The organism is Streptomyces laculatispora, assembly GCF_017353455.1.
Classification (GTDB): Bacteria; Actinomycetota; Actinomycetes; order Streptomycetales; family Streptomycetaceae; genus Streptomyces; species Streptomyces laculatispora.
Genome location: NZ_JAFMPZ010000010.1, coordinates 1 through 2,787, shown reverse-complemented (window position 1 = coordinate 2,787; position 2,787 = coordinate 1). Strand labels below are relative to the sequence as shown.

Sequence of the window (2,787 nt, the reverse complement as noted above, 5' to 3'; positions counted from 1 at the left end):
GCCGACGCGCCGCTGCATACCGAGACGCTCGCCTCCGTCGTCGACCGCCTGTCGGTACTGACGCTGCGGATCTGGCACAGCGAGCAGACTGCATCCAGGGATGAGCTGGCCCGCCGTCGCGTGCCGGCCCTCCATGGTCAGCGAGAAGAGCTGCGGGCCCGGTTCAAGCTGTACGGCCGAGACGACGTCGCCCCCGCCGAGGTCAAGCCGAGCCGACGCCTGGACCGGGTTCTGGCATTCGGCGGGCTGAGTGAGTGCGGCAAGAGCACAAGCGCCGAGTTCGTCCGACGCATGTGCGGTGCCCAGCGCCTCAAGATCGGCTTCCTGTTGCGTCAGGCAGCCCACCGGGAGGGACTCGCGGACCCATACGCCCTATCAGCCCGGCGTCAGGCCGAACTGCTGCTCGGCGAACTGAACCGCTTCGCAGAGGCGCACGTCGACACGCGGCTGTTCACCATCGAGTCCGTGCACGACGACGCCTCGATCGCCGAACTCAAGCAACTCATGAGCGACAGGCTCCAGATCGTCTACCTGGATGCCTCATTCGCCGTCCGCGTGGAGCGGTCCGGTACGCCGGCCCCGACCGTCGCCGCGAAGGACGAGATCAAGATGAGCCGTGGCGCCCACCAGGTCGCCGCGCTCGCCGACCACGTGATCGACAACTCCGGCAGCATCGCTGCCCTGCGCGCCCGGCTTCGGCGCATCGCCGCCCCACCCGCCTCTGCGACGCTGCGCGTGGCCACCCCGTACGGGCTGGGCCTGCCGGCCGCTGTCGCCTCGGCGACGGCCGACTTCACCGACGCGGTACGGGCGTACGGCCCCGGCGTACGGCTTGCCGCCCTGACCGGCAGCCCTGGCGAGGGCACCTGGATCGCCGGCTGGTCCGACCTGGACCTGCTCGTGGTCGCTGAACACGAGGTCACCGACCGGGTCCACGAGGCCGTGAGCCAGTACCGGAGCGCCCTGAACGGTGCGGCCTCCCTCGGCCCCACCCTCGTCACCCCCGGCGAGCTGACCGCCCGGCGCCTCACTCCCCGCCTGGCCTTCGCCCTGTACCAGCTCCAGCAGGGCCAACCCGCCCTGCACGCCGCGCCCAACACCGAACTGCCGACCATCACACGCGACGAGCTCGCCCTGGCCGCCGTCCGTGAACTCCCCCAGGTCATCCTCACCATGCGCCGCCTGCGTGCCGAGGCTGGGCCGCACACCCTGCGGCAGCTCTACAAGCACCTCGTACTGGCCTGCCGCCTTCTCCTGCGCGAGCACGACCAGTGGGAGTCGGGGCCCAACCGGATCCTCTCCGCAGCCTCCCAGATGCCGGGTCTAACCGCTGCCTCCGTGCCCTCCCTGGCCGAAATCTCCAGCGCCTAGCGCGACCGCGACACCGAGCCCGTCCTCAAGCCCGTCACCGCGGCCGTCGACCAGCTCCTCGCCTGGTACGCCTCCCAGCTCGCCGCCTGAACAACCTCGCCGATTTCTTCTCCGCCATCCGACAGGAGCTTCGTCATGCCCGAAACCGTCGCCGTGCAGCCCTTCTCGGCCCGGATCGTCGAACGCCTGAGCGTCGGTGCGACCAGCCGCCGCGAGCGCGTCATCCACTCCCTGGACGGCCTTGAGGAGCCGGTCCACCCCGACACCCTGGCCACCACCGGAGCCTGCCTGTGGCGACGCCTTCAGCAGCAGGTGCCGGACGGGCTCGAGGCAGTGGACTACCTCCTCGGCAGGATGCCGGCGGCATCCTGCCGACCGTCTCCCTCGCCGGCGCCGCCCACCTGCCGTACAAGATCGCCTGGAAACTGCACCTCCCTCTCGACGGCGCGGTCCGCTTCAGCGAACCCCACGCGATGCGCACCGACGTATTCGCGTACGGCATCACACCCGGACAGCGGATGGTCCTGGTGGACGACGAGATCACGACCGGCCGGACCCTGGCCGACCTCACCTGCCGGCTCCGCGAGGCCGGCGCGGTCCCGCTGGCTGCGGTCTGTCTGGTGGAGGACACCACGCGCGGGGCCCGCGACCTGCTCACCGGCCTCGATCTGCCACTCGTCTCCCTCACCACGATCGAGGGCACGGCGTGACCGCGGTCGCTTCGGCGAGGATCCGGTTCCACCCCGGCTCACAGGTCATCCCCGCCGGGGCCGTCCACACCACTCCGCTCGGATACGACCGGGACAGCCTCCCCGTGGGCGCCCCGCTTCCATTTCCCGCCTCCGCCGAGCTCGTCGACCGCCTGATCGGGTGCAGCGAGATAGAGGTGGCCTTCGAGGGGAAGCTCGGCGACACCCTCCTCGGCCTCTCGGCGGTCCGCGCCCTCGTCGACTGGCTGCGCGCGCGTTCGGTTCGCGTGGCCGTTCGGGCGGGAGGCCCGTACGCGGGGCTGATCGCCCGCACCGGCCTGATCACCCAATCACCCGTCACCGCGCCCAGCGGCTGGCGTGCCGTGATCGGCGACCGCCCTGGGGTCGAGGCACGCGCTTCGGAGGCTGCGGTGAGCCTGGTCCTCGATCCGGCCGCCCCACCCTGCTGGTCGAGCGACGGCCGCGCCCACCCGAGCCTGCCCGCCCGCCACTACCTGGCGCTTGAACGCCGCCTCGGTATCCGGCTGCCCGGCGCCGCGCCGTTCGCGCCCCTCCTTGCAACCGGACCGAACGAACTCGTGGAAGAACTGGCCTCGGTGGGATGGCTGAACGGCCTCACCATCGCCGCCATCACCGCCACCAGCTGGCCGGAGCGCAAGGACTACACCGCCCAGCGGTACGTCGCCCTCGCCGAGCAAATCGCCGA

General features: G+C 71.3%; 3 protein-coding genes and 1 pseudogene. 3 read left to right on the top strand and 1 reads right to left on the bottom strand.

Annotated elements, in window-relative coordinates:
- On the top strand, positions 1-1,371 hold a 1,371-nt coding region (locus tag J1C73_RS00530), incomplete at its 5' end, for a DUF4254 domain-containing protein (RefSeq protein WP_242643517.1).
- Here the strand turns inward: J1C73_RS00530 and J1C73_RS00525 are convergent.
- Positions 1,368-1,595 carry a hypothetical protein gene (locus J1C73_RS00525; RefSeq protein ID WP_207314554.1) on the bottom strand — a complete coding sequence of 76 codons (228 nt, stop codon included), beginning with the start codon at positions 1,593-1,595 and terminating at the stop codon, positions 1,368-1,370. The two genes, J1C73_RS00530 and J1C73_RS00525, sit on opposite strands and share 4 nt — an antisense overlap.
- A gap of 66 nt (positions 1,596-1,661) precedes the next feature.
- On the opposite strand from J1C73_RS00525, the gene J1C73_RS00520 reads away from it, so the two are divergent.
- Both J1C73_RS00520 and J1C73_RS00515 read left to right on the top strand, forming a co-directional pair.
- A complete protein-coding gene (locus tag J1C73_RS00520) occupies positions 1,662-2,081 on the top strand; it encodes a hypothetical protein (RefSeq protein ID WP_242643516.1) in 420 nt (139 codons plus the stop codon).
- Positions 2,078-2,787 (top strand): annotated as a pseudogene (locus J1C73_RS00515) (glycosyltransferase family 9 protein); the annotation flags it as partial. The gene J1C73_RS00520 and the pseudogene J1C73_RS00515, both read left to right, overlap by 4 nt.